The sequence below is a fragment of the Herpetosiphon llansteffanensis genome (genome assembly GCF_003205875.1).
Taxonomy (GTDB): Bacteria; Chloroflexota; Chloroflexia; order Chloroflexales; family Herpetosiphonaceae; genus Herpetosiphon; species Herpetosiphon llansteffanensis.
This window is the reverse complement of sequence record NZ_PUBZ01000139.1, coordinates 1-23,286: the sequence shown is the minus strand read 5'-3', so window position 1 is coordinate 23,286 and position 23,286 is coordinate 1. Positions and strand designations below refer to the sequence as shown.

Below are 23,286 nucleotides of genomic sequence, written 5' to 3'. Positions count from 1 at the left end.
CCCGATCCCTGATCCCCAACCCCCGATCCCCAACTCCATGAATTCGATTAAAATACCAGCATTGAAGCATTCATTCTTCGCAGCAAAGGAGCAGCGATGATTGCCCTGATTGTCCATGGTGGGGCTTGGAACATGCCCGATGATCAAATTGATGCCCACAAACAGGGCTGTTTGGCGGCCCTCGATGCTGGTTGGGCGGTATTGGCGCAAGGCGGCACTGCGCTTGATGCAGTTGAAGCTGCGATTCGGGTGCTCGAAGATGACCCAACATTTGATGCTGGGGTGGGTTCGTTTCTGAATGCAATTGGCGAAGTTGAATTGGATGCAGGGATTATGGATGGCGCGAGTATGCGGGCTGGCTCGGTCGCCGCAGTCCAACGCGTACGCCATCCGATTAGCGTTGCGCGCCAAGTGCTCGAAAGCGATTATGTGTTGATTGTTGGCAATGGCGCTGAACAATTTGCGATTGAGCATGGCGCTGAGTTGTGCGATCCTGCTGAGTTGGTGGTGGATCGCGAACGCCAACGTTGGCAAGAACAACAATCAAATCCCAACTACAAAGGCCGCGATGCCTTTCATTCGGCGCACGATACGGTTGGCGCGGTGGCGCTTGATAGTTTTGGCACGATTGCCGCAGCAACCTCAACCGGCGGGATTCCCAATAAATTGCCTGGGCGGGTTGGCGATTCGCCGTTGGTTGGCAGTGGCTTGTATGCAGATAATGAAACTGGCGGTTGCTCAACCACTGGTTGGGGTGAATCGATTATGAAGGTTTGTTTGGCCAAAAGCGTTGCTGACCAGCTGCGCACTATTTCGCCCCATGAAGCTGCCAAAGCCAATATTGCCTTTTTAGAGCGGCGGGTGCAAGGCCTAGCTGGCTGTATTGTGTTGAATGCTCAAGGCGAATTTGGCTGGGCGCATAATACGCCACGCATGGCGTTTGCTTATCGGCGCGGCGACGAGCCAGCGGTTGCGGCGGTGCATGCTGACGAACCGTTTTTGAACGATTAATCAGCAATTGGCTGGTTGTTAATCGCAACAGACAACCAGCCAATCAGCGTTATTCAACGTTGCTCGTCACCCATTCTTCGAGCCATGGCTGATATTTAACTGGATTGAACTCGACAAAACGATACTCAGCAAAGTTGGCAATTTGATAGGGATCGTTGGCAAAGAAAGCTTGAATTGCCGCAAGCGAGGCTGCGCGGGCGATCACAATTCCGCCAATGCGTGGATTTTGCGGGCCTGAGCTAAGCAATAAACCTTGATCGTAGCCTGCTTGCAAGAATGCCCGATGCTCAGCCAATTTGGTTTCGATTTGCTCTAGCGGCACGGTATAGGTAATTTCCAACATAAAATGCGCCATGATGGTGCTCCTAAAAAGCCGACAACCACCACAGTATACTACTCTGGTGGTTGCTTTGGTTTTGGCTTGAAGCTTGGGTTTGAAAATTAGGCTTCGACGGTTTCGGTGCCGAGTTCAACCCCGGGCCGCAATACTTTTTGGTAGCGATCGAATTGGCGCACCGACTTCATGCCAACGTCGGAATAGACCTTGGTTGCGCCGGTCAGGCTTGTCGCATCAACTCCTAAGCCAACCCGCTCTTGGCCACGACTGGCAAATTCGTTGAAGGCGTGGTACAGCATGGCTTTGGCCAAGCCTTTGCGCCGCCATGGCCGACAAACGCCCAGCGTGCCAACCCAGCCCATTTTTGGATCTTCGGTGATGTGCTTCCAACACATGGCAACTGCGGCAATTTGGTCACCATCGCAGACGATGAAGAACAGCGAAGGATCGTAATTTGGCTCGCGGCTAATCATTTCTTCCCAATGTTTCAGCTCTTTTTCAAATGGCGATTCGATAAAGCCCCAGTGATCGCGGAACGCATCGCGCACCGCTGTGATGACCGCTGGCAATTCAGTTGCTGGATCGTAGGGCCGAATGATCAAACCTTCGGGCAATTGGACTGGTTGCGGCGTATAATCAGCCAATTCAATCACCATGCGCAAAAAGTGGCGCACAAGGCTATAGCCATGGCTTTGCAGGCTGTTGGCCAATTCGTGATTGGTGCTGAGCACGCCGTGATACACGCTGACCGCAGCATCACTTGGCGCTTTTGCAATATCTTGGCTGGTGCGTTGCTCCAACCAATCTAAAAGCTGGCTTTGAACTCCGCTTGCTGCATAATCGCTGTGGACGCGACTCCAACCATAGCCATGGACAAAGGGATCGTGATTGAACAAACCCGCTACGCCAATCAGGTTTTCACCATCCCACATGGTTAAGCTATCGGTGGCGATATTAAACTCAGGATCTTCCCACTCGCTGGCTAACTCAGCTTCGTTAATTTCGATGACATTGGCTTCTTCAAGCGAACAACGGTTGATTAGCGCAACTGCTGCTGGAATATCAGCTAAACTTGCAGGGCGCTGGGTATATTGGGCTACTGCTTGCATATGCTCCTCAAAAAATCGTGTAAATAAGTGCTGTGAGCAGTATCAGCGCATAGCCCAATTAGCTGTAGCGGCATGAGGCTGATTATTAAGTCATCCTTTGGCCTGATTACAACGCTTAGCGTTGCGAGATTGGTAAAAACGTTCCATAACTATTAAATGCAGTTGCTGGCACGTTGAGCGTTGGATCATTCTTGGCAACCGAGATCCAAACACCCGCTGCGACATCGTTGCCAACGCTGATTTGAAGCACACTTGGGGTACAGCCCAATGGATTAAGAAACTGCTCAGCGATATGCAATTGATTCACGAGATCACTGCGATAGCTGATAATTTGGGTTGTACAACCGCTGCTGCTAAAGCTATCGGCCTGCCATGCTGCCAAATCGACGAGCTGGAAACGGCTGCTCGCAAGATTATTTTCATGCTTATCAGGCGTATTGGTGAGATTAATCGCATCGCTGGCTTGAGAATCGTATTGCCAAACATCATAGACAAATGGATCGCTGAAGCTATTGTTGCTGCCAGCAAAATAGACAGTTGGCTGACCTGTGCCATTGCTGACAGTGCTAATTTCACTGATGCTCCATGGTTCGCGGATCGATGGCAAGACTAAATCGCTGGTCGTGTTATCGGTCGCGTTGTGAATGCGCAGGCTATCGGTAGGAATGCCACGCGGTGGAGTACCATTCGGATGCTTGATATAAGTTACATACACCTTATCACTCAAGCTCAGATCGTAGACAAAGGGAATAATGTTTGATGCACTGGTGTAGCTATCAACGGTGCGGGCTGTCATGCCACTCAGATCGCCATGGGCATAGCGAATTTCGTCGAGGGTTGGGTCGCCGCCAAAGTTGCGGGTTGGGGGCAGCTGCGAACGCTTGCCATAGACCACATGAATTTGATTGGCGCTATCAATGCTAATGCGTGGTTGGGTCAGAATAATAGTGGTAGCAACGCTTTCAATTACAACTGGTTGGCTCAAACTAGGCACAATTTGACGATACACGAGCGATTGCTGATTTTCGTTGAGTGCTGTGTAGAGCACGCCGACGCTGGAGCCATCGTTATTGCGCACGGCGATTGGGCTGATCAAGCTATTGTTGATGCTTTCGCCTTGCAAACTGACAGGTTGACTGACTGTTGCGCCGTCGGGGCTAATACTGACGACATATGGGCGATAACTTGGCTCGCCTTGGGTCAAGCTCGTTTGGTTGCTAAGGTAGGCCAAGTGGATTGTGCCAGTTAAATCGCCGGTTAAACTGGTGTAGCCAAGGGTTGCGCTGGCGTTATCGGCGCTGATGGTGTGGCGTACTAGTTCGTTGGGGCCGCGCATACGGCTATAAATCAGGTCGCAACCATTGCCTGCTTGGCATTCGGCCCAAGCGTAATGGCGCAGATCGGTGCTATCAACATAGATTGCTGGGTAGTAAGCACCTGAGTCGGCATTTGGATTAATCGCGAGTTTGGTGGCTGGGGCAATATACTGCCCACACCCCCACAGCGCTAGCAGCAAGCCAGCCAACATTGCACTTCGGCGAGTCCAGGTTTGTCGAGCCATTACGCTCCCCTTTGCTATGAATGATTATTACTATCGATCATAGCACAACCTGCGAACGCCAAACAAGATTAATAGAGCTTATCGATCAATCCTAGTTCTTTTAATGCTTTTTCCAGATAGTGCGAAAAGATGGAATAACTGTTGGGTCTATAAAGATTACTTTGATTGCCAAGTGGTAGATACAATTCACTAATATCTATTTTGTTACGGCGATATTTATTCACTCTGTCAAGTATCGTAATTAACAGTTGGCGTGGATTGCTTACTGTTTCAACTTGGAAAAATGATGGTAAATTTAATTCTTCTGCACTGAGTTCCGTTGAAAGGTTATCGATTAAGCATCGACTATCCACGAGCATCCACGATTCGCTCGAATAAACTGGTATCAATGGAACGATCTTTTCACAGTGTTCTGTTTGTATTTGAGCAATTTTTTCAATGTTTGGGTCAAAGCGATGGATACGAACCCGATGTTGCATTTCATGGTTCGCATCAAAGTGAACGATCAGAAAATCATAGCCAAAAGCCAGCTTTGCAGCTTGGATCATCGGGTCTTCTTGGCTTTTTGGTAACTGATCGATAATATATGGTTCAAGGATCTCGACAAGCTGATTTCCATACTGAATAATCATCTCTACAATTGATCGATGAATGATGGCTGGTAGTAAGCGATTATTGGTTGTTCCTTCACCGTAGAAGGCATAGTGGATTTGTCGCATAAATGATTATCCTAAAACGATTTAAGCAGATCAATTGTTGAGCTAGCATTACCATACTCAAGGTATTTAATAATTCTGTTAATTGATTTTTTATCACGAACATTAAGAGCATGAAATTTTGTGCAAGGAAAAGCAGAGAGATATAAACTACCTTCAACATATTCATCATCCTCATCTATATAATCTTCTGCTAAAATCTCCTCAATATATGTAGCGTTTTCAGCTAAAAAGATTGATGAATAAGCTTTATTTGATTGAATCAGATATTTTATCAAGCTAACCGAATGCGTAATAATGATAATTTGACGTAGCGGAAAGGTTGCATGAATGGGATTATGGAAGCCTGTGCTGAAATCTTGTAATATTTTGAGCAGATGTTGCATAATTGACGGGTGTACACCATTTTCTGGCTCTTCAAGTAACATTAATCCTTGAAATTTAGGATCATTTTTGAGTGTGACTAGGTATAACAACCGTAATGTACTATTTGATAGCAACATTGATGAAAATCGACGATCATCATTCATGGTGGCATAAATTACATATCGATTGGCTATTGGATCTTTTTCAACGGATATCCTTCGGATACTTGAAACTAAATTTGCCATATCCCTAGAAATATCCTTCATAGTTATAGGGGTTTCAGCAGTAATTCTTGCTAATACTTCCAATAAATGATTTTCAGCACTATTCAAGCTAGTTTTAGTGCTGATTTGGCTTGAATAGTGTAACATTTCAGGGTTAAATTGTGGACTAACCCAATTGCATAGCTCTTTACGAACTGCAAATGCATGCGGAAAATCACTGTTGTCAATACTACTTAAAATAGTCTTTTCAATATTATCAGCTAAAATACCTTGTTTATGTGGATTATACTTTGCATCAGAGTCACTATGAGCGATAATTTCCATGAAGTTATTATTATTTTTTTGAGTTGAGATAAATGGTTTGGATTCTCGTGCATATTGAGTAAATAAATTGATGTTTTCTGCTGGAATATAGGTATTGACCCATGAGTCTTTTGATGGTTCAATTGAATAAAGTGCTTCATGATTTATATATAAACGATCAACATTATTTTGATCCTTGCGAAGCTCTATCGTTAGCTCATAACGTAATCTACGGCTGTCTAATTGTAACTCCTTAGTATTATCCCAGCTACTTTTAACACTTGGTCCAACGAGAACTTCAACCGCAAATGCAATCATATTTTTACGCTCACCTGAAGGTAGGAGCGTAAATAATTCATCAGCCTCTCCACAGAAAGACTGAAATGCAGTTGTAATATCGACTTCCACTAGGAGCGATAATAATTTAATTGCATCAAAAAAATTACTCTTGCCAACACCATTAGTACCAATAATTACTTGAAATGGAGCAATATCTAATTCTAATTTATGAAATGTCTTAAACCCATCTATTTCTATTCTCGTTAGCATAAAAAAACTCCAAACAATGAAAATACGCAATACAAAATGTATCGCGTATTTTCATTGCATGTTCTAAATCGAGGCTTAGCGCCGCATGCCTGGGAAGGTTGCGCCGAAGATTGATGGCGGCAATTTGAAGCCTTTGGCTTCGAGCACTGGCGTAAAGCGAGGGCGCGTGCCTGTTGGCCGCAAAACACCCAATACTTTGCCATCGGGCGCAGTGCCTTGATCTTCGAAGATAAAGATGTCTTGCAATACAACCTGACCACTTTCCATGCCTTGGACTTCAGTCACCGCTACAACTTTCCGTGTGCCATCGCGCAAACGTGCTTGCTGCACAATTACGTGGACTGCCGAAGCAATTTGCTCACGAATAACCGCAACTGGCAAATCCAAACCTGACATCAAGGCCAAGGTTTCCAAACGGCGAATTGCATCGCGAGGTGTGTTGGCGTGGACGGTCGACATTGAGCCGTCGTGGCCGGTGTTCATTGCTTGGAGCAAGTCGAGCGCCGCGCCGTCGCGAATTTCCCCGACCACAATTCGGTCGGGGCGCATCCGCAGCGAGTTCTTCACAAGGTCGCGGATGGTGACCAAGCCAGAGCCATCAATATCGGCAGGCTTAGATTCAAGCCGGATAACGTGGTCTTTACCGAGTTGGAGTTCTGCTGAGTCTTCAATCGTACAAATTCGGTAGTGATCGGGGATGAAGTTCGAAAGTACGTTGAGCAAGGTTGTTTTGCCCGAGCCAGTACCACCAGAGACGATGAGGTTCATAGCGCTGACCACGCAGGCATTCAGGAAGTCGGCCATTTCCTTGGTCATCGAGCCATAGTTGATCAAGTCGCTAACTTGGAGCTTTTTCTTGGAGAATTTACGAATACTCAGCGACGAGCCATCGATTGCACATGGCGGAATGATTGCATTTACCCGCGAGCCATCGGGCAAACGAGCATCGACCATGGGCCATTTGCGGTCAACCCGTCGCCCAAGTGGCCGAATAATGCGGTCGATCACTTTGAGCACATGATCTTCTGAGGCGAAAATAACTGGTGAGAGGGTCAATTTACCCCGTTGTTCAACATACACCACGGTGGCGCTGTTGACCATAATTTCAGTGATGCTATCATCGCGAATCAGTTGCTCAAGCGGGCCGAAGCCAAATAATTCATCAAGCACCATTTGATAGAGCAATTTCATGCCATCTTGATCAAGGTTTGTGCTCGATTGGCGGACAAAGGTGGTAAAGCGCTCTTGAATCAGCCGCTCGGAATCTTCGTTGCGTTGCAGCTGGGTTTGTGAGCCAACCGAAGCCTGAATTTTATCGACAATCCAGAGTGAAAGCTCAAGGAGCTTGCGATGGGCATCGCGATCGGCGAGCACCAAAAAGCCACTGGTATTGATTGTGCCAGCGCTGAGGCCCGAGCTTGAGCCAGCCAAGGCACTCAAGTTGCCACTTGGCATTGGAGCCGAGGTTGGGGCTGGTGGCGGTGGTGGGCTAAGCGGAGTCAACGATGATGAACGATATTCAGGCATTGATTGCTCGCCAGCCATGGGTTGAACTGGCGCTGGTGGCGCAGTTGGCTCTGGGCTTGTTGGCGTGCTTCCAAGACGTTTGAGAAGTGACATAGCTTGACCTCACTACATTTTGACAAAATAGGCTTCACAAGCCCGATCCAAAAGGTCTTTGTTCATTTGGGGCGGTTGACCACGATATTTGGCTTCATCAAGCACTTGATCAAGCAAATCGCGTGGGTGACAACAGCGCAATTCACGGTTGACTTTGAAATAGTGTTCTTGAATCAAATAGCGCAAGCCATCGTCGCTATAGGGCACACCCTTGGATTTGCACACGATGCGGAAAATATCGCGATATTCGTTGGGCGTTGGGTTGGCCACCTCGATTTTATGCCGAATCCGCCGCAAGAAGGCATCATCAACCAAGCCCTTGGGGTCGAGGTTGGTCGAAAAGACGATCAACACATCGAAGGGGATTTCGATCTTTTTGCCTGTTTGCAAGGCCAAAAAGTCGATTTTCTTTTCGAGTGGCACAATCCAGCGGTTCAACAATTCTTCTGGTCGACAGCGTTGCCGCCCAAAGTCGTCGATCAGGAACAAGCCGCCGTTCGCTTTCATTTGGTAGGGTGCTTCATACACTTTGGAAATTGGGTCGAAGATCAGTTCCAATTGTTCCAAAATCAATTCACCACCGACCATCACCCGTGGGCGTTTACAGTGCAGCCAACGGCGATCAGGCGCTGGTGGCATGGTGGTGGCAACCGCTCCAAATGGCGCTGGCACATCATCGTGGCGCATTTCGGGCTTGGTCAAAATCGAGTGATTGAGTGGATCGTAGAGCTTGATCACTTGGCCATCAATTTCGACGGCGTAGGGCAGCATAACCGAGCCACCCATAATCCGCGAAATCCCTTCGGCGATGGTGGTTTTGCCATTGCCTGGCGGGCCATAGAGGAACAACGAACGCGCCGAGTTGGCAGCAGGGCCAATTTTATCCAGCATTTCGTCGTTGACGACCAGATCCTTGAAGGCTTCACGGATGCGTTGTTGATTGATCGTCATGCCACCAATCGATTGGTGATTGACCATCTCGATGTAGGCGGCAAGCGGTACTGGCGCTGCCCCAGCATATTGCGAGCGATCGAGCACTTCGTTGACTTTGCGCGAGCCTTGCAAGGTGATGACATATTGATAGGCACGTTCGCCAAAGCCTTGCTCCGCCCCCACAATGTCGACATACTCGCTCATTTTGAGAAACTGGAGCACTTTATCGATCACGTTGAGATAGGGCAAACAGGTTTGCTCTGAGATCCGTTGGGCGCTAATGGTGCCATTGAAATAAATAACTTTAAGCACAAGATCGGCAATAAAACCCATCCCAAGCCCAGTTTCTTCAATTGAGGTTGGTTCATTGGGAAAGAGCGGCCCACTATCAACGGATGCCTGAGCAGTCGAAGCAAATTCACGTAAAGGAAACGCAGACATAATGTGATCTCCTGAGCTTCAACAAGTTAAGATCGGCGGGGATTGGCAGATCTCCCCTATCTGCGCACACCGAATGAACAATAATCAATATTATACTTGAGGCTGCAAGCACGGGCAACCTAGAGTTGTGGTACAATGCACGACGAGGCGTAGCGCGGGCTTGAGGTTTTCGAGCCCGAGGGAAGCGGGGAGAAGTTTACCCGCTGATTTAGCTCCGCTGTTGCAATCCCCGCCCAATTAATAAGCCCCCAACCAAGGCAATTAGCCCAAAACTTGCGACCCAAATAATCGATCCAGGGCTTGCCCACGGCACGCTCAGGTTCGCTGCGCCAAAATCAACCAGTGCTAAACCTGCAATTACGCCCAACCCTAGGACGATTTGGCTGCCACCAAGGGTCAATAATTCTTGCCGATTCCCACCGCCAGCAACAATCCATGCGCCAATTGCTCCGGTGATGAACAAGGCGCTATAAATTTGGGCATGAAAGGCATCGATGTTCCATGGCCAAAAAGCGGTTGCCCAGGCTGGCGCAACAATACAAGCAACTCCATAGCCTGCTAAAACCACTGCTTCAATTAATAAGATGCTGCGCAACCAGCCAAGCGCTTGCGGATTGACCGCTGGCCAAGCCCGATACTGCCACCAAAACCAACCCAACACCACGGTTGGAATACTATAGATGATGAACCAGAGCCAGACGATTGGCCGCGCAAAATCAAAATTACTTAGCCAGGCCAAAGATGCTCCGGTGACCACGGTGGTGAAGGTAACTGCCTGCGGAATGGTCAATCGGGCCACTGACCAATCGTTGATGACAAGCGTACACAGCACCGCCACCATTTCGGCGGCATAGACCGCACCTAAAAAGCGCGCCGCAAATGGGCGTAATGCCCAGGGCCAGCGTGGCCCAATCAAATTCGGGGCCAGCAACAACGAAACGCCAGCGATCAACACCAGCGCAACAATCACAAACATAATCCGAACCCATGGCGATAATTGAGGTTTTATGCTAGCCATCATAATGCTCCTATTGGCAAAACTGCCGTCAGTCTAGCATGCTGCGCTTGGCTCTGACAATGATTGCTTGCTGATTTGATTTGGGGATCGGTTGTTGGGGGTCGGGGCCTTGGCTTTTGATCCACGAAGGGCACGAAGAGCACGAAGGCGAGGTGGGGCTATAGGCTCTGAACTCTGGGCTATTGGTTCATTGGATTGGCAAAGCATGCCCTCACCCCCAGCCCCTCTCCCACTGAACGCGGGCGAGGGGGAGCCGACCGTTTTCTATCACGCATCGCGACCGAACCGCACGATTAAGCCCCTCGTCCGCGCACGGGAGAGGGGTTGGGGTGAGGGGATCAAAACGTGGTTAACCTGATGTACCATTACATCTATGTTCTATGTTCTATGCTCTATGCTCTATGCTCTCTATTAAACGATACTCGCATTACTCCATTGCTCATCGACCAAGCGCCAAATGGCCTGTGGATTGGCGTTTTGCAGAATGCTGGGCAAGCGTGATTCGCGCACGTTATCGTAGCAGTGTAAGGCTGCAAAGCGGCGAATTGTCGCTGGAAAACCAACTGCCGTCCAGCCTGCGTGGCCTGTTGCTGGATACGGCCCACCATGGTTCATTGCTGAACTAACCGCCACGCCGGTTGGCATTTTATCGTTGAGCAAACGGCCAACCTTGGCTCGTAAGCGCTCGGCGACGGTTTGATAAAATGCTTCGTCAGCGCCGTTGTTACTACTATAGATGCTGCCCGTCAAATTGCCTTCAAGACAATCGAGCACTTGCAACACTTCTGCTTGGTCGGCACACTCCACAATCAGGCTGACTGGGCCAAATACTTCGTGGCTCAGCGCTTGAGGATTGGCCAGAAAGCTATTGCCCGCCACATACAGCAAACTGTTGGCATAGCGATAACCATCATCCAACCCATGCCCGCCAACCAACACTTGCGCCCCTGCATCGTGCAAGGCGCTAATGCCCTGTTCGATGCCTGCCAAAACGCCTTGGTTTAGCAGGGTCAGGCTGGGATATTGGCTGAAATGGGTTTTGGTGGCTTCAATAAATTCATTGCTAGCTGCTGAATGTTCTAAAATGAGCAAGCCTGGGTTAGTGCAAAATTGGCCAGCGCCCAACGTACAGGAGCCTGCAAACTCTGCGGCCAAGGCTTCGGCCCGCTCAGTCACTGCTCCCGCCAACATCACAACTGGATTGATGCTCGACATTTCAAGGTAAATTGCTTTGCCCGCTTGATCGGCGGCGGCTTTGAGTGCTAGCCCTGCGCGACGCGAGCCAGTAAAGCCAATCGCGCCAATTAATGGATGGCTGACCAGCGCCAAGCCCAATTCATCGGGCAAACCATAGAGCAATTGCACACTCGCTGCTGGCAATCCTGCCGCCAAAACTGCCTCATGCGCCAATTGGGCCAAGCGTTCAGTGGTGGCCGGATGGCTTGGGTGGCCCTTGGCAATCACTGCATTGCCTGCGGCGATGGCTGAGGCAAAATCGCTACCAGCAATCGCATTGTAGGCAAATGGGAAATTATTTGGCCCAAAAATGGCGACTGGTGCAGCCAAACTGCCATACAACGAGCGAATGTTGGCTTTGCTGTCGATCGTTGCTAATTCCCATGTGTGGTTGCGCACAGCATTGGCAGCTTGACGTAATTGATTGACTGTGCGCGGCAATTCAACGCTATTCAAGCGTGGCTCGATTGGCAAGCCTGTTTCGCTGTGGGCTAGCTCGCTTAATTGTTGGCGATTGGCCTCAATCAAGTCTGCATAGCGTTCGAGAAATGTGGCGCGTTGCTCGGCGCTGCTTTGCGCCAGTTCGCGCGAGGCTGCTACGCCTGCATTCAAGGCTAGTTCCAAATCGCCACGCCCAGAAATTGGGTATTCGGTGGCGATGGTTTGGGCAGTTGTCGGGTTGGTCGCCTGAAAGCTGCCAACATAATCGCCAAGCTGCCATTCACCGTTGATCAAAATGGGTTTCATGGCCATAACTCCTGCCGCCGCGCAAGGGCTTGTTCAATCACTGCAACTGCCGCTTCGCGCTCGGCTCCAACTAATTCAAGCCGTGGTGCGCGCACGGTTTCGCTGCCCATGCCAACCAGTGCTTGAGTTAGTTTAATCAATTGGACAAATTTTGGTACGGTATCGAGCCGCAGCAATGGCAAAAACCAAGCATACATCGCTGCTAAACGCTCGCGATCGCCATGGCCTGCGGCAACGGCCTGCGCCAAGTGAAATAATTCGACTGATTCATGAGGAAAGGCATTAACCAAGCCAGCAATCCAGCCCACCGCGCCAGCAGCAATGCCTTCAACAATTGCATCGTCAACCCCAACCAGAATTTCGAGCCGTTGGCCAAGCTCGGCCTGAATTGCCGTGACCCGCCGCACATCGGTGCTCGATTCTTTGACTGCTTGAACATTTGGGTGGCGCTCGGCTAATTCGCCAATTTGGCTTGGCACAAAATCGGTGCGATAGGCCACTGGATTATTGTAGATCATCACTGGCAGCTCGGTGGCGCTGATGACGGCGCTCATATGAGCTTGCATTTCGCGCCAATCGGTTGAATAGAGGTACGGTGGCAGCACCATCAAACCTGAGCAGCCTTCGGCAGCGGCAATTTGCGCCAGCTGGCATGCTTCTGCTGTCGAAAGCGCCGCAATGCCTGGAATAACCGGCTTCGCGCCAGCGACCTTGACACAGGTTTGCAAAATTGCCTGTTTTTCAGCGCTGCTCAGGGTTGCGCCCTCGCCCAGCGAGCCAAGCGGCACGATCCCTACACAGCCAGCATCCAACATCCAACGGCAGTGCTCGGCCAAAAAGCCATGATCAACGCTGCCATCGTGATTAAAACGGGTGGTAATTGCCGGAATAACTCCATGCCACATGCTCATACTGACTCCATCACTAAATCGGCGACGCTGACCGGATGTAGCGGAAAGCGCACGCTATCTTGACCCCAACCGAATAAATATTGAGTTGCACCACTGCAAACTCGGCCTTGGCACACGCCCATGCCGCAGCGGGTTTGTAATTTGGCGCTGCGCCACGATGGCTGATGTTGCAATTGCTCAAATGCCACATCTTCGCAACGGCAAACCAGCGTATTGGCCTGCGCAAGTTGCCGTAATTCTGGGCGTAATGCGAAACTTGTTGCTAATTGTTGGCTAAATTGGCGGGCTTGGGCTTGCTTGTTGGCCAATTGGCTGGCCGCATGATAATTGCCAGTTGCCGCAAATCCGGCGATCTGGCCCTCGATGATCGCTTTATCTTCGCCGCCGATGCCAGTTAATTCACCAGCAGCATAAACGTGGTTGACGCTGGTTTGTTGGCTGCGATCAACCAGCACCGAACCGTGTTCAACCGTGCAACCAAGCTGTTGGGCTAGCTCGCTATTGGCAATTAAGCCCCAGCTACAGGCCAAATAATCGCATTCGATGATTTGATGATTGCTTAACCTCAGCTGTTGCACTGCGCCATCGCCTTCAGCTGCAACAACCCAAGCGTTTGGGTAAAACGGCGTATTGCGCAAGCTGGCGAGGCTTTGGGCTGCTTGCACGATTTTGGTTGGATAGCCAGCCAAGCTCCGACCAAACCGCAGCAGTTGACCCAATGGCGCTTGCTCAACCACGGCCTTGATGATTGTGCCACGCTGCTTGAGTTGGCTGGCGACCGCAACCAACAATGGGCCGCTGCCAGCAACGACAATGTTTTTGCCAGCAATCTGCAAGCCACCTTTGACCAAGGCCTGCAAGCCACCAACTCCAAGCACTTTGGGCAGCGTCCAGCCAGGAAACGGCAAGAACAATTCGCGTGCGCCATTGGCCAAAATCAAGCGATCAAACGCGAGTTGTTGCGGGCCGTTCGGCGTTGCCAAAAACAAATGATCGGCATCCGCGCCAAGCATATGGGTCTTGCTGAGATAACGCAGTGTGGTCTGCTGAGCAAACAAATGCTGATAACGCTTTGGTGCATAGTTCGCTCCACCACGCCAAATCTGGCCACCAGCCTGATCATATTGATCGATCAGCGTAATATTGGCGTTGCTTTGGCTTGCGCTCCACGCGGCGGCCAAGCCTGCTGGGCCAGCTCCGACAATCACCAGATTAAGGCTCACATTGCACCTCCATGCCTTCGTAACATTGCTGCAAGCAGGCCAGTTGATGGGCTTGCTGGTTGATTGTTACGCGGCATTCGCCACAACTGCCCATGCCACAAACTGCCATCCGTGGCTCGCCAGTAACCGAGCGCCGATTAGCGATGGTGTTATCCATCAGCACGGCGGCTAAATTGCTATGCTCAGCAACGTGATAGCGTGTGCCATTGATTGAAATGTGAATCTGCTTCATCGCTGCTCCTGCTGTAAGCCGCGTGGCAAATAGGGCTGAAGATCAAGCGCTGCTTGGCGGTGCAGCATTTGGTCGGCCAACAGGCGGGCGCTACTCAAGGCGGTCGTAATCCCCAATCCTTCGTGGCCAACATTCAGCCATAACCAAGCATGTTTCGGATGCTGACCGATCAGCGGCAAGCCATCTGGTGAAGCGGCGCGTACGCCTGTCCAGGTACGCAGGCAGCGCACATCGGCCAGCGCTGGCACATAGTCAATCGCTTTTTGCAACATTTGGCTGAGTAAATGCTGATCGATTTGGCGATCAGTGCGATCAAACTGGCGCGAAGAGCCAATCAACAGTTGGCCGTTGGGTCGTGGCTGAAGGTTGAAGGCCACTGAATCGCCGCTGCTGGCATGGGCGTTTTTGATGTAGCTTAATTCGACTAGTTGATGCTTGATCAAATTGGGATATCGCTCGGTAATGACCAATTGGCCGCGTTTGGCGCGAATTGGCAATTCTGGTAATAGCTCAATACAACGCTGGCCATTGGCAACCACAATCGCATCGGCATGCAGTTGGCGGCCATCACTCAGCTGTACAGCATTGGCTTGAATGCTGCTCACTTCGCCGTACACCAGGTTGGCGGCCTGCTTTTCAGCTTGTTGCCACAGGTAAACTGCGCTCTTCGGTGGATAGACCACGCTATCGTTTGGCACCAATAAACCGCCGACCAAGCCCGCTCGTAGCGCAGGTTCGTGGGCATAGAGTGCTGCTGCATCCAACATTTCGCAGGGAATTTGGTGCTGGCGATAGACCGCCGCTTTTTCGGCAACCAACTGCCATTCCTCTGCATCGGTGGCAACCCACAACGTGCCGCATTCATGATATTCGTGCTGCTGAGGTTGGTCGGCGGTGAGCGCTTGCCAGAGTTGCTGGCCATACAAAGTGAGTTTTAATTGCGCTTCGCCCTCATCCATCACCACAATATGGCCCATGCCCGCCGCCGTTGCGCCGCTACCAAGGCAATCGCGCTCGATCAGCGTAACCTTGATGCCAGCCTGCGCCAATTCCAGCGCCACAGCACAGCCCACAATCCCGCCGCCAACGATGATTGCGCTGCTCATTGAATTCCCCAGCGGAACGGATCGGCTTCGTGCAGAATTAACTGGCCTTCGAGCGTAACATAGGCCGAGCCAGTAATTTTGGGGATAATTGCCTCGCCAGCATGGCGGTATTCTGCCTGAAAGCGGCTGCCGATGATGCTTTCTTGTACCCAGGTTGTATTTGGTGCAAGTTTGCCATCGGCGGCGAGGCAGGCCAATTTGGCGCTGGTGCCAGTGCCACAGGGTGAACGATCGTAGGCCTTGCCCGGGCAAAGCACAAAACTGCGGCTGTTGGCTCCTTCAGTTCCGGCCCCAAACAATTCGATATGATCGATCAGGCCGTTGTTTGCGCCAGTAATATTTGCTGCTTCGAGGGCTTGGCGAATCTGCCAGCTGAAATTGGTAAGTTGCTCAACATTCGCCAAACTGAGATCTTGGCCATGATCGTTGACCAAGAAAAACCAATTGCCGCCCCAAGCAATATCGCCATGAATGCGGCCATGATTGGGCAGATCGAGCGCAACATTCGCTTGATAGCGGTAACTTGGCACGTTTTCGATCGTTGCTTGGCCGTCGGCGTGCAAGGTAGCGCTGACGATTCCGACAGGCGTTTCAATCAGGTGTTCGCCAACGCCGATTTTGCCAAGATGGGCGAGAGTTGCCACCAAGCCAATCGTGCCATGGCCGCACATGCCCAAATAGCCAACATTATTAAAGAAGATTACGCCAGTGCAACAGCGTTGGTCGCTTGGTGGACATAATATTGCGCCAACCAAGACATCGGAGCCACGAGGTTCGTTGACGACCGCCGCGCGCAGCCAATCGTAGTCTTGGGCGAGCACATCACGTTGTTGGGCAACGCTGCCGCCGCCAAGCTCAGGGCCTCCGGCAATCACGATGCGAGTTGGTTCGCCAGCGGTATGCGAATCGACAATGGCAATGCGCATTATGCCTCCTTGTAACGAGGGTTCGGGGGTCAGGGGCTAGGGATCGGTATCCTGTGCAGTGCCAACCACCTGTCGCCAACCCCAATGATTTTCCGAGCGCCGATAGCTGTAATGGTTCATAACATTAACCACCGCCTGATCCCCTCACTCCAACCCCTCTCCCGTGCGCGGGGCTTTTTCACCCAGATCGCTGGGAAATCATCGTTAACTCCCCCTCGCCCGCGTCTAGTGGGAGAGGGTGCTGGGGGGTGAGGGGAAACGGTTGCCAAGCCACTGAACCAACCAGTATACCTGTAGCTTCCAAAAGCCAAAAGCCAATAGCCAATAGCCTTCTCCTCTTCGTGTTCTTCGTGGATCAAAACGTCGCGTTCTTCGCGGTTCCAACCCCCAGCCCCCAACAACCGATCCCCAACTCCTACAATAGCTGGTTTATGGCGATTTGTCTTGTACAATTAGGTTATGCAACATGCGGATTTTTGCACAATTGAATATCCAGATGTGGCGCAACTGATGCCATTGTTTGATCTATTGCCCGATGTGGTGTTTTTCTGCAAGGATTGGGCGGGGCGCTATCGGGTAGTTAATGAAACCTTGCGGTTGCGCTGTGGTTGTCGTAGCAAGCAGGAATTAATTGGGCGTTTGCCCGAAGAGCTGTTTCCGTTGGAGTTGGGGGCGAGTTATGCCAGCCAAGATCAGCAGGTTATTCGTTCTGGCTGTGCGCTAAATCATCGCTTAGAGGTACATATTTATCCCGATTTGCAGATGGGCTGGTGTGTGACCCATAAGCGGCCATTGCGTGACCAAACTGGGGCGATTGTGGGCCTCATTGGCATTTCGCGCGATGTGCGTAGCCCAAATCGCAACGCCCCAACCTGGCGACGAGTGGCTAGCTCAATCGATTATTTAAATGAGCATTTTGCTGAAATCCGCTCGATTCAGCAATTGGCAGCGATTGCCCAACTTTCGTTGAGCCAGTATGAACGGGCGATTCAACAGATTTTTGAATTAACCCCCAAGCAACTGCTGATTAAAACCCGCATTGATGCCAGTATTCAGCTGCTGGCGGGCACTGATTCGATTGCGACGATTGGCTTAGCCTGTGGCTATGCTGATCATAGCGCGTTTTCGCGTCAATTTCGCTTAATTACGGGCCTGACTCCGCGCCAATATCGCCAGCTGTTAGGCCGTAATGCTTGAGTTGTAATAATTCAACATCGTGACGCATGCCAAAAGCTCGTTGATTGGCAATTGTTGCTCATCGTTTTGCGGCACAAACCGAAAAACTGCGGTGATTGAGCGTGGTGGCAAAACCAAAATGCCACCTTGCAATTCGAGTTGTTCGCTGGCGAAGCTATAGCTGCGAAACACAGCGCCCGTAGGATCGCTGAGCACAGGATAAATTGGCTGGAAATGCTGAATAAATGCCTTTAAATGGGCGGGATTGGTTTTGGTTAAAATGACTGGTTGCGCTTGTAATTGGCGAAATTGCGCCTGTTGCGCTTCGAGCGTGCGCAGCATCTGTTGCGAATGTGCATCGACCGAATGACTAACGAAGATTGCCACAATCGGTTGCTGCTGATTTAATTTATGCCACATCGTTGACCGATAATCATGGGTAAACAACGTCAGATCACTCATTGGGAACTATGACCTCAGTACTAATGAATCGCTTGATAACTGTACGTGCTCAACCTTACGAATAAACTTGCGGTACTGGTTTCATGCACATTTGAGCAATTTTTGGCAATTGCAAACTTGCCTGTCCACTTTTGATAGTGCTGTTCGTCATTAATTGCAGACAGCATGCTACGGCCGGGGCAAGCAGCCTATGATTATTCCTTATGTGCACACAACTGAACGAGAGACGGCAGTGACCCAAGTCATAAGCCAATGGTTTGATGACTATCACGATGCAACGTTTCGCTATCTGACGCGCATTGTGGGGCAACCTGAACAAGCAGCCGATTTGGTGCAAGAAACCTTCCTCCGCGCTATGAAGGTGCTTGATCCAGCGGTTTTGCCAGCGATTCCCCAAGCATGGCTCTTTCGGATTGCCAGCAACCTCGCCTTAGATCACCTGCGTCGCCAGCGGCGTTGGAGTTGGTTTATGCGCAGTTGGCAACCAGAGGCCAATAATTTCGCCCAGAATGTTGAAATCACGCAAGCCATCCGTGGTTGCTTAGCCAAACTCAAGCCCCAAGATGCAGAAGTGCTCTTGATGGTCCATTATGCTGGCTGTAGTCCAGCAGAAGTCGCTAAATTAAACGGTGAAGAATTAGGTGCAGTCCGCAAACGATTATCACGGGCCCGTGATCGTTTTCGGAATTTATATGAGGAGGAACGTGGCCATGAAGTGTCATGATCTTCAGCCGCTCCTCAGCGATTGGCAACACCTGACTGAGGATGAGTGGCAAACGGTTAATCAGCATGTTGCTGAATGTGCAGCTTGTCGCCAAGCCCTTCGTCAGCAACAAACAACCAGCCAGTTGTTAGAAAAGTTGCCAATCAGCACACTCCACCTTACGACCGAACAGGTGCGGACAATCCGTGCCAAACTTGGAGTAACAACAATGATCCGAACAAAAACTGTCATGATGTGGTCTTTTGCAGTGGGCCTGATGTTCTTGATTGCAGGCGGCGTTTGGGCTGTCAAACCAGTCGAGACTGGCAAAAATGTTGAAGTAGCCTCAGTTGTGACGCGCACTGCGCGACCAACGCAGGTTGCAACTGCGCGGCCAACCTGCGTGCCAAGCACAACCAGACCATGTAATCCGACGCTGCCCACGACTGTGCCAACCGCAATTGGCACGCTGGTTCCAACCTGTGTGCCAAGCACAACCAGACCGTGTGACCCAACGGTTCCGACGGCTGTGCCAACCGAAGTTGCGACGGCGCTGCCAACCTGTGTGCCCGGCTCAACTACCTGTAATCCAAGTAGTACGGCTACTCCATTGCCAACCTGTGTGCCGAGCACGACGCGGCCATGTGGCCCAACGCAACCAACCCGCGTGCCAACCCAACTTCCAGCAACTCGCGTGCCAACTCAAGAGCCGCCGATTTGGCCAACGCTGGTACCAACCAGTACGCCAACACCAGCCTGTGTGCCAAGCACGACCAATCCATGTAATCCAACGGTTCCGACGACTGTGCCAACCCAAGGCCCACCAACCGCTACGCCAGCAGGCCAACAGCCAACCGTGGTTGCACCATATCCAACGGCAATTCCAACGAGCGAGCCACATTATCCAACCAATACGCCATTGCCTTGTAACGGTACGGTGTGCCCAACGCCACCACCAACCAGCACACCATTGCCTTGTGGTAGCACGGTGTGTCCAACGGTTGTTCCGCCAGTAACCAGCACGCCAGCACCATGTGGCGCAACGGTGTGTCCAACGATTGTGCCAACGGAAGAACCAACGGCGATTCCGCCAGTAACCAGCACACCATTGCCCTGTGGCAGTACGGTGTGTCCAACGGTTGTTCCGCCAGTAACCAGCACGCCGAATACGTGTACAACCTGCCCAACCGAGGTGCCAACAGCCTTACCACCAGCTACGGCAACGATAGTGCCAACCAGCCCGCCGCATAATCCAAGCGATCCAACGCCAGTGCCAACCAGCACGGTGCGGCCAACGGCCTTGCCCCCAAGTGGCCCAACGCCGCCGCCAACCGCTCGCCCGAACTAAATCAAGCTTAGGTCCATGCTAGTTAAACAAACCCCACGCCTGCAACATAACGTGCAGGCGTGGGGTTTTTAGCCGCAAAAAACCGCCGCGCGCATCCACTGGCCTAGAGCGGATGCGCACGGCGGCTTGAACAATGGCGAGCTTAGTTGGCGCGCCAGAGCGCTGGAACGTTGCTTGGCTCCCAGCCTGGCAACGAGGTGTGCGTTTGCAGACAGGTATAAATGATGCCGTTATAGCTGACTTTTGCCCCAGCCGCATAGCTCACATTGGCTGCCCATGGCTGCACGCCCGTGGTGTTGGTTGGCGTAGCGCTTGGTTGCACTGGGGTGTTGGTCGCTGGCACAACTGGCGTATTGGTTGGCCGTGGTGTGCTGGTTACTGGCACGACTGGCGTATTGGTTGGGTTGCCCCCACCACAAACGCCTTGATCCTGCCAAACTTGAGCATTGCCCGGGGTTTCATTTTGTGTCCACCATTGGGCAAACCATTGACGGTTGTTGTATGAAACCAAATCGCCACGCAGATAGACTTTGCCACTTTCCCACGCTGGCGCAGTACATGTGCCCGGTTGGGTTGGAGTTGCGCTTGGCGCAGGCGTGCGCGTCGCGGTGGCAATTGGCGTGCGGGTTGGCGTAGCCGTTGGGCCAACTGGCGTGCGCGTTGCAGTCGCAATTGGCGTGCGCGTTGCGGTTGCAACTGGCGTATTCGTTGGGTTGCCAACAGTTGGGGTTGGCCCAACCACCGTCTCGCGTGGATAATCGCTCACCAAGCCATAGGTCGTGTTGTTAAAGTTCACAGTCCAGTTCGATGGCGTGCTCATTGGCAGATAGTAGACGAAATCAATCGTTACGCTCTCGCCTGGAGCCAAGGTTTGCCAGCCTGGGAACTTGAATTGAATATGGTTGAAATCGCCACGCAAGCCACCAGCATTGCTGCCAGTGTGGCCGCTGCTGGTCACCGTAAAGCCAAAGCCCGATTGATCCTTGGCATTGTTGGGAGCCGATGTGCCATAATCGAATTCAAAGGTTGCGCCGCCTGGAATCGTCACAGTTGAGTTGTTGGTGATCACCATTTTGGGGCTAATTGGATAGTTGTTATCGCCAATTGGCCAGTTGGTGAAATCGACCTTGATGTTGAGCAAATTGCTGGGCATGCTGCGATTGGCTTTGTTTGCGCCATAGGCTGGTGCGCTACGGAACTTGTCATACAACAGGCTGGTCAATGTATCGCCCATGAAATATTCGCCTTGGCCGTTGTTACGCTCGGCGTGCCAATCGTAATCGCCCGAAAGCTCCCAGAACATGATCCCGCCTAAGCCTTTGTTGACCACATAATCGGCTTTGGCACCAAGCGATTGCTCATCTTCAGTTGAGATAAACACGCGCTTTTGGCTATTCCACAGCCATGGCGCAACCAATGAGCTGCTGTAGTTGCGGACATACGTGCCAGTCAAGCGATCTTCTGGATCGGTGGCTGGGTTCAGGCCAAATTGGCTGATATAGCTGCCAGCAAGGCCTTGTTCGAGGTTTTTGGCGTGCCACATTGGGTTTGCGCCAGCGCCAACTTCTTGGCCATTTTCGGTATCGTGCCAAATGTTGTCGATGCCGCGTGCGCCATCACCACATTTGGTCAAACCAATTGGACAATTTGAGCCAACCGCCGTACCCCACAAACCATTTGTGCCACCGTTGACATTTTTAAAGCCACGAGTGTAATAGGGCACGCCGATGTTGATTCGGCCCGCTGGCATGCTGCCACGGAAGTAGTGGTACGACCAGTCGGTATTGAGATAGCCGATGCCACCATATTGGGATGTGGTATAAACCCCAGCCGCAGCTAATTCTGCATCTTTTCCATCATCATAGAGCGAAGCGTTTGGCCCAACATACTCGTTCCATGCTCCATGCAAGTCATATGACATAACATTGACATAATCGAGGTATTGAGTTACTTGATAGGTTTCCATGCCGCGCAGCAAGTATCCTGATGATGGTGAAGCAATCGTCAGCATGTAATATTTGCCATCGGCAGCCCCAGCAGCGTCGAGCTTCTCGCGCAGGGTTTTCATCAACGCCACATAGCCCTTCATCAGGCTGGCGCGACGTGGGTTGGCATAGACCCAATCAAGCGGATGGCCAGCATTGTTCATCGAGGTTGGATATTCGTAGTCAATATCGACCCCGTTGAAATTGTAGCCGCGCAAGAAGCCAACGACTGAATCGGCAAAGGTGTTGATGCCAGCAGTATTGACGCTGTTGTCGGCATTAACGGTTAGGCTAAAGAAGCCGCCATCGCTGATGCGATCGCCGTTATCGCCAAAATAGCCGCCAGTTTCCGCCCAACCACCAACCGAAATCAAAGTTTTAACGTTGGGATTCTGGCGTTTGTATTGGGTCAAAAGATTGAAGTGGCCTTTGTAGGGCAAGGCTGGGTCCATTTCAGCGCCAGCAACGCCGGGCCAGGTCATGCCAATCGAGGGGTTGGTGGCGGTGTTGCTGCCAACCGAGATGCGGCTATTTTGAATGTGGGCAAAGGCATAGTTGATGTGGGTGATTTTATTCCAAGGAATATTATTGACGAGGTAGGCTGGCTGGCCATTTGTGCCAGTCCGCCAACTTGGAAAATAGCCGATAATCCGCCGTGGGTGATCGCTGCCCATTTTTTCGCGGCCAGCGGTATCATAAATTGCACAATAGGGCGTGTCGACTCCAGCAGTTGGAGCCATCCCATCAGGCCGACAGTCTGCATTGCCTGCCGCTTGCGTTGGCGTGCCACGCGTGAGCAACATTCCCGCAAGCAGTGCGAGGGTGATGGTGAGCGAAAATGCTCCGCGCAGTTTGGCCGTCCTTCGGTACGCAATTTCCATGACATTCCTCCATTGATTGTCATTTTGGCCTATGGACTAAAACCTTACTTATTTCATTGAAATTATAAAGATTTTATAAAAAATTAATGAATTTGTCAAGTACAGATTAAAAAGAGCATAGAGCAAAGAACATAGAACATAGCCTGTCTCTTATACAAATCT

20 protein-coding genes are annotated in these 23,286 nt (G+C 51.1%); 4 read left to right on the top strand and 16 right to left on the bottom strand.

Annotation, left to right across the window (positions count from 1 at the left end):
* Positions 1–96 precede the first annotated feature (96 nt).
* Positions 97–1,011: an isoaspartyl peptidase/L-asparaginase family protein gene (locus tag C5S61_RS22805; protein WP_110519223.1), complete on the top strand. Its 915-nt coding sequence runs from the start codon at positions 97–99 to the stop codon at positions 1,009–1,011.
* Between the two features lie 49 nt (positions 1,012–1,060).
* Here the strand turns inward: C5S61_RS22805 and C5S61_RS22800 are convergent, their stop codons facing one another.
* From C5S61_RS22800 to C5S61_RS22735, 14 genes are all read right to left on the bottom strand, one after another.
* A complete protein-coding gene (locus C5S61_RS22800; protein WP_110519221.1) occupies positions 1,061–1,366 on the bottom strand; it encodes a YciI family protein in 306 nt (101 codons plus the stop codon).
* An 86-nt stretch (positions 1,367–1,452) separates the two neighbouring features.
* Positions 1,453–2,457, bottom strand: coding sequence for a GNAT family N-acetyltransferase (locus tag C5S61_RS22795; RefSeq protein ID WP_110519219.1), 1,005 nt, complete (start codon positions 2,455–2,457; stop codon positions 1,453–1,455).
* A gap of 115 nt (positions 2,458–2,572) precedes the next feature.
* Positions 2,573–4,018: a hypothetical protein gene (locus tag C5S61_RS22790; RefSeq protein ID WP_110519217.1), complete on the bottom strand. Its 1,446-nt coding sequence runs from the start codon at positions 4,016–4,018 to the stop codon at positions 2,573–2,575.
* A gap of 68 nt (positions 4,019–4,086) precedes the next feature.
* Positions 4,087–4,737: a hypothetical protein gene (locus tag C5S61_RS22785; RefSeq protein WP_110519215.1), complete on the bottom strand. Its 651-nt coding sequence runs from the start codon at positions 4,735–4,737 to the stop codon at positions 4,087–4,089.
* A gap of 11 nt (positions 4,738–4,748) precedes the next feature.
* The gene (locus C5S61_RS22780) at positions 4,749–6,176 is read right to left on the bottom strand and encodes an AAA family ATPase (RefSeq protein WP_110519213.1); all 1,428 of its coding nucleotides are present in this window, start codon (positions 6,174–6,176) and stop codon (positions 4,749–4,751) included.
* 75 nt (positions 6,177–6,251) lie between these two features.
* Positions 6,252–7,796, bottom strand: coding sequence for a TadA family conjugal transfer-associated ATPase (locus tag C5S61_RS22775; protein WP_110519211.1), 1,545 nt, complete (start codon positions 7,794–7,796; stop codon positions 6,252–6,254).
* 12 nt (positions 7,797–7,808) lie between these two features.
* Positions 7,809–9,170 (bottom strand): DUF8689 domain-containing protein, encoded by a 1,362-nt coding sequence (locus C5S61_RS22770; RefSeq protein ID WP_110519209.1) that lies wholly within the window; start codon positions 9,168–9,170, stop codon positions 7,809–7,811.
* Positions 9,171–9,378: 208 nt separating this feature from the next.
* A complete protein-coding gene (locus C5S61_RS22765; RefSeq protein ID WP_110519207.1) occupies positions 9,379–10,188 on the bottom strand; it encodes a hypothetical protein in 810 nt (269 codons plus the stop codon).
* 411 nt (positions 10,189–10,599) lie between these two features.
* Positions 10,600–12,177 carry an aldehyde dehydrogenase (NADP(+)) gene (locus C5S61_RS22760; RefSeq protein WP_439109061.1) on the bottom strand — a complete coding sequence of 526 codons (1,578 nt, stop codon included), beginning with the start codon at positions 12,175–12,177 and terminating at the stop codon, positions 10,600–10,602.
* The gene (locus tag C5S61_RS22755) at positions 12,168–13,082 is read right to left on the bottom strand and encodes a dihydrodipicolinate synthase family protein (RefSeq protein ID WP_110519203.1); all 915 of its coding nucleotides are present in this window, start codon (positions 13,080–13,082) and stop codon (positions 12,168–12,170) included. Before C5S61_RS22755 ends, C5S61_RS22760 begins: the two co-directional genes overlap by 10 nt.
* Positions 13,079–14,305 (bottom strand): NAD(P)/FAD-dependent oxidoreductase, encoded by a 1,227-nt coding sequence (locus C5S61_RS22750; protein WP_110519201.1) that lies wholly within the window; start codon positions 14,303–14,305, stop codon positions 13,079–13,081. Before C5S61_RS22750 ends, C5S61_RS22755 begins: the two co-directional genes overlap by 4 nt.
* A complete protein-coding gene (locus C5S61_RS22745) occupies positions 14,295–14,537 on the bottom strand; it encodes a 2Fe-2S iron-sulfur cluster-binding protein (protein ID WP_110519198.1) in 243 nt (80 codons plus the stop codon). The genes C5S61_RS22750 and C5S61_RS22745 overlap by 11 nt, the downstream gene beginning before the upstream one ends.
* Positions 14,534–15,643 carry an NAD(P)/FAD-dependent oxidoreductase gene (locus C5S61_RS22740; RefSeq protein WP_110519197.1) on the bottom strand — a complete coding sequence of 370 codons (1,110 nt, stop codon included), beginning with the start codon at positions 15,641–15,643 and terminating at the stop codon, positions 14,534–14,536. The genes C5S61_RS22745 and C5S61_RS22740 overlap by 4 nt, the downstream gene beginning before the upstream one ends.
* On the bottom strand, positions 15,640–16,569 hold the full coding sequence (locus C5S61_RS22735) for a proline racemase family protein (RefSeq protein WP_110519195.1): 930 nt from the start codon (positions 16,567–16,569) through the stop codon (positions 15,640–15,642). The genes C5S61_RS22740 and C5S61_RS22735 overlap by 4 nt, the downstream gene beginning before the upstream one ends.
* Positions 16,570–17,079: 510 nt before the next feature.
* Between C5S61_RS22735 and C5S61_RS22725 the strand changes: the two genes are divergently transcribed.
* Complete coding sequence (locus C5S61_RS22725; protein ID WP_240614555.1) at positions 17,080–17,766, top strand: AraC family transcriptional regulator; 687 nt, start codon at positions 17,080–17,082, stop codon at positions 17,764–17,766.
* On the opposite strand, the gene C5S61_RS22720 is transcribed toward C5S61_RS22725, so the two are convergent.
* The gene (locus C5S61_RS22720) at positions 17,749–18,207 is read right to left on the bottom strand and encodes a redoxin domain-containing protein (protein WP_110519189.1); all 459 of its coding nucleotides are present in this window, start codon (positions 18,205–18,207) and stop codon (positions 17,749–17,751) included. The two genes, C5S61_RS22725 and C5S61_RS22720, sit on opposite strands and share 18 nt — an antisense overlap.
* Before the next feature lie 232 nt (positions 18,208–18,439).
* Between C5S61_RS22720 and C5S61_RS22715 the strand changes: the two genes are divergently transcribed.
* Together C5S61_RS22715 and C5S61_RS22710 are read left to right on the top strand one after the other, a co-directional pair.
* The gene (locus tag C5S61_RS22715; protein WP_164689734.1) at positions 18,440–18,931 is read left to right on the top strand and encodes an RNA polymerase sigma factor; all 492 of its coding nucleotides are present in this window, start codon (positions 18,440–18,442) and stop codon (positions 18,929–18,931) included.
* Positions 18,918–20,258: an anti-sigma factor family protein gene (locus C5S61_RS22710; RefSeq protein WP_110519185.1), complete on the top strand. Its 1,341-nt coding sequence runs from the start codon at positions 18,918–18,920 to the stop codon at positions 20,256–20,258. The genes C5S61_RS22715 and C5S61_RS22710 overlap by 14 nt, the downstream gene beginning before the upstream one ends.
* A 142-nt stretch (positions 20,259–20,400) precedes the next feature.
* On the opposite strand, the gene C5S61_RS22705 is transcribed toward C5S61_RS22710, so the two are convergent.
* Complete coding sequence (locus C5S61_RS22705; protein WP_110519183.1) at positions 20,401–23,124, bottom strand: chitinase C-terminal domain-containing protein; 2,724 nt, start codon at positions 23,122–23,124, stop codon at positions 20,401–20,403.
* Between the last annotated feature and the right edge of the window lie 162 nt (positions 23,125–23,286).